This window comes from Rothia sp. HMSC069D01, from assembly GCF_001810135.1.
GTDB lineage: Bacteria > Actinomycetota > Actinomycetes > Actinomycetales > Micrococcaceae > Rothia.
On record NZ_KV800108.1, the window covers coordinates 640,479 to 645,021 of the forward strand.

2 protein-coding genes and 1 pseudogene are annotated in these 4,543 nt (G+C 52.9%); 2 read left to right on the forward strand and 1 reads right to left on the reverse strand.

Annotated features, from left to right (window positions below; genetic code table 11):
* Positions 1 to 844 precede the first annotated feature (844 nt).
* Positions 845 to 1,900 carry a cell division protein ZapE gene (zapE, locus tag HMPREF2710_RS07015; protein WP_070600309.1) on the reverse strand — a complete coding sequence of 352 codons (1,056 nt, stop codon included), beginning with the start codon at positions 1,898 to 1,900 and terminating at the stop codon, positions 845 to 847.
* A gap of 737 nt (positions 1,901 to 2,637) precedes the next feature.
* Between zapE and HMPREF2710_RS07020 the strand changes: the two genes are divergently transcribed.
* Positions 2,638 to 3,354, forward strand: coding sequence for a DUF6318 family protein (locus HMPREF2710_RS07020; protein WP_049352945.1), 717 nt, complete (start codon positions 2,638 to 2,640; stop codon positions 3,352 to 3,354).
* A gap of 539 nt (positions 3,355 to 3,893) precedes the next feature.
* A pseudogene (locus tag HMPREF2710_RS09510) lies at positions 3,894 to 4,543 on the forward strand (peptide ABC transporter ATPase); the annotation flags it as partial.

Genomic DNA, 4,543 nt, shown 5'->3' on the forward strand with positions numbered 1-4,543 from the left:
TCAATGAAAGCCCTTCCGGAAAGGAAGGGAAATTCCTGCACCGCAAAAACAGCCATGTGACCGGGCGTGCCTCAATGAAAGCCCCTACGAAAAAGCAGGGAAATAACGTGGACGGTGAATCATTCGAGACAACGCGGGTGCCTCAATGAAAGTCTACACCTCGAGGTGCAGAACAAACAGTCCCGCGGTCATACGAGGGGATATTGATTTGTCTTATTGAAAGCCCCTACGAAAATGTAGGGACATTACGGTCAGGCAAGTGCAGCTCATCAATTTTCGCCGCGCCTCAATGAAAGCCCTTCCCAGAAGGAAGGGAAATTCCCACGGGGAACCGCATTGTGAGCACGTTTCTGTCTTGCCTCAATGAAAGCCCTTCCGAAAAGGAAGGGAAATCCCCGACTCGATCCTTGATGGTGAGCTCTCCGACCTGCCGCCTCAATGAAAGCCCCTCCGAAAAGGAAGGGAAATAGCTACCCGAAAATAGCCCGCAACCATGCGGCAGAAACGGGTGCTTCGCGAGAACCTCGCGGAGGCTACACGCAAAATTATACACTCCAACCACATCTACCCCCGCATAACTCCCTGGCAAGGGAAGAAACCATGCGAGCGACACGCCATGTTCCCGTCACGTACCAGGTTCTCGCTCACACAAAGACCCCCGCCGGGTGCTTCCTAAGCGACCCGGCGAGGGTCCTCACGCATGAGAGGGGTTGGCGCGGTTCAGGTAAACCAGACTAACCAAGCTAACCATGCAAATCGGGCGAGCTTCGAGTCTCACGGGACTAGAAAGAACAGCGCATCAAAACCCGAGCCGGCCAAAGCTCGGCCCCGGCGAACAGCGGAACTAGCGCTCCGCCTCCTCGCCGAGCATGCCCTCACGAGCCAACGCAGTCAAACGAGACACCGCACGGAAATACTTCTTCTGATAACCACCAGCCAGCATCTCCTCAGTAAACACCTTGTCAAAAGGCACACCCGAAGAAACAATCGGCAGGTCCTTGTCATACAGGCGGTCAGCCAACACCACAAAACGCAACGCCACCGACTGCTCAGTAATCGGGTGAACATCACGCCACGCAATACCATCCAAGCCATCAATCAGCTGACGGTAACGCGACGGGTGCACCTTCGCCAGATGCTCCACCAGGTCAGCGAAGTTATCAACACCAACAGTCTGGCCGCCGAACACTTCCTCAACCTTCGCATCAAACGCATCATCAGCAACAGGCTCCGGTGCGGCAGGCAGGCCACGGTGACGGAAATCCTCACCATCCACACGGTGCACCTCAAACTGCGAAGCAAGCACCTGAATCTCACGCTTAAAATCCTCAGCCGCGAAACGGCCCTCACCCAGCGCACCAGGCAGCGTGTTCGAGGTCGCCACAAGCTTCACACCAGCATCCGCCAGCTCACGCATCAGACGAGACATGAGCACAGTATCACCCGGATCATCCAGCTCAAACTCGTCAATGCACACCAGCTTGTAGCTGCTCAACGCCTCAACCGTCTTACGGAACGTCAACGCACCCACCAGGTTCGTGTACTCCACAAAAGTACCGAACGCCTTCGGGCCATCCACATAATGCCACAGCGACGCCAACAAGTGAGTCTTACCCACACCAAAACCGCCGTCAAGGTACAGGCCAGCCTTCGTCGAATCCTTCTTCTTGCCACCAAACAGGCGACCAAAGAAACCGGCACCAGTGCCGCCACCATTAATCTTGTCGCCAAAATCCTTCAGCTTCTGCACAGCCTCAGCCTGCGACGGCTGATTCGGATCAGGAATGTAGCTATCAAAAGACACTTCACCAAAACGCTCAGAGGGGCGGAAACCCGCCAGCAACTCATCAGCAGAAACGCGAGGGATGCGGTCGGTCAAATGTACGGTCGTGGTGGGCACAAAAACTCTTTTCTTCAGTGACGGCGATGTGACTTCCGCTTTAAGTGTAGTACTGTCTAACACCCCGCGTGAGCCGCATGAGTTGCCCGCCACATTACGGGCATGAGGAGGGAATGGGGTGGGATATGCGGGAGGGGCTGCTGGGCTGGGATGCGGAGGGCGGGATTGCGAGGGCATGGGTATTCGGGTGCGGAGGCTGAGGTGGAGTGTGTTTTGGGCAGGGTCTGTCTTGGGCGGGTGCTCTTGGGTGGGCGCAGCGTTCGATAGGTTAGTGTCTTCGCCGTGGGTTTTAAACCCGCAGCGAAGACAGTAACCTATCGAAACGGCCAGTTACCCGCCGCCGGTGAAAACTCAGTAATGACCTAGCAATTTCAGCCATGACTTAGCGTCTTTGGCAATGGCTAAAACCCCAGCCTGAAGTCACTAACTCATGGTCGAAGTCCGTAACTCATGACCGAATTTCCGCAGGCACGGCGCCTCCGCGGGCGCAGAGACATTTGATGCATAAAGCAATGAAATATCCGAATAGTGATGTTTCGTTGCTATAGCACCCAAAAGAATGCAAATGACCGCAAACATGCGGTAGGGTGGTAACTGTAGTGCTCCATAGCGCATTGATGCGCTTGATGGGCGCGCTATGGAGCTGTTTTCTTCCGGCAGTCAGTTTGACCTGCAAAAAAGCGGCCCGACTAGTAACTAAATGACACACCATCACCGACGATAGGAGCGTATTCTCTATGGATTCGACCATTTTCAACCGCCGCGCCCTGCTGGGTAGCGGCGCACTTGTAGGCCTTGGCGCCTTGCTTGCGGCGTGTGACCAGCAGGCAAATAATGAGGCGGCAGCGACTGCATCTGCTGCGCCGAGCGAGACCGCTTCGGCGTCTGCGGCAGCTACTGAGTCACCTTCAGCGAGTACTACCCCTAAACCGAAGGTTACTCGCGGATACTCAGGACAGTCCAAGGCACCCGATGGTGAGTACCGTAAGGCAGACGGCTACGGACCCGCGCAGAATGTCCCCAAGCCTCGTAATGAGCCCGCTCAGTATCCTGAGACCGAAGAAGGCCTCAATCGTATGATGGAGGATTGGGTCAATGCCCATAACTACGCAATTCAGACTGGTGACTGCTCCTATGCCTTCAAGTATGTAACAGAAGATACTGAAGAATATGGGTTCTACAAATATATTGAAATACTTTACAAAAATGGCGGATGGGCTGTAGATTCCCTAGATTCGTACCAGAGTGAAAGCGCCCTATTTTATGATGAATCTAAGAAAATCTATCGCATGAAAGTCCGCAGAATTTGGTCAACTGAAATATACATTGAATCAAATGGAGATATAACGAGAAAGGCAAACACTGATACAAGTGACGATACTTTCTACTTCCTTTATACCTATTCTAATGGTTATTGGAAAATAATCGACAGCAAGTACGAGAACGAACTTTAGAGGCTAATTGAAATATGAAGAACATTAGCAAAATATCTACGCTTTTTATACTTTCAACATTAATTGTATCTACCTTAAATATCCCCCCCCCAGCATTAAGCAGTGAGTGCACCACGGGAGATTCAAATGGACATTGTGTTAAAGTCTCCAAAGATAAGCAAGTTCCGAGCTCAAATCGCAAAGGAAACAAATCCGAGAATAATACGCAAGACTTAGTAAAAGCTAATTCAACTCCATCAGGATCAGCAATTTCTCCAGAAGAGGCAGTCCAAAAATGGAATGAAGAACATCCAATACAACTCGATGGAGCAAATCAAACATATCGCGCAAGTAGCGTCAAAGCCCGACAAGCCGGAGATGCAGAATGTCATACAGAACCAGACCATCGTCCTGGCCACTACGTCATAGGATCACTACCCCTGGGAGATAACGCTAACAGAATACCCAACCAGGTCGGCGGGCGCTACTGCGTACCCAATGACACTAAAACCCTCACCTCCAACAATCCTGAACAGCCCAAGGGCCCTTCTCCTGAGGAAATGCTCCAAGAAGTTGAGGACCAATTCGCTAACACCAACATCCAGGCCCCCGTACTGAAGCAGTCCTACAACCTTGGCACCGGCCTGGGTGAAGATAACCCCAACGTCTACAAGAACCAGGCCGTCAACTTCTACGTCGATGCACCCACCGCACGTTGGGAAGGCGACCTGATGATTGGCCACGTTGAGATGGAGTCCTACCCCACCCAGATGACCATCCAGTACGGCAACGGTGACGAGGGCAGCTTCTACACCATGGGCAAGCCGGTTAGCAGGGCACGTGGTGAAGAGTCACGCAAGACCGCGACCAGTTATACCTACAAACGTTCAGGTAATTTCCATGCGTACGCGACCGTTTCTTATTCTGGCCGTTTCCGTGTTGACGGTGGCGATTGGCAGGCTCTGGATGTCGTTTTGACGAAGGAAACTGTCGATCCGCTGCTGATTCGTGTGTGGTGGGTTGATGTGGGTCGTGTCGGCGGCACCTGCGATGAAGACGACACTCGTTGGGGTTGCAAGAACGATCCCACGATGGGTAAGAAGGATAACCCGAACCCACGCCTGCGCAAGGCCGATATCCGTACCGGTCAGCGCTGGCACCTGAACGATAGCGGTGACGGGGATACGGAGTATTCGTTGCACCGCGACTG

What these genes read in the sequence shown, in the direction of transcription:
- HMPREF2710_RS07020 (WP_049352945.1), top strand. Translation starts at nt 2,638, where the DNA reads ATGGATTCGACCATTTTCAACCGCCGCGCCCTGCTGGGTAGCGGCGCA.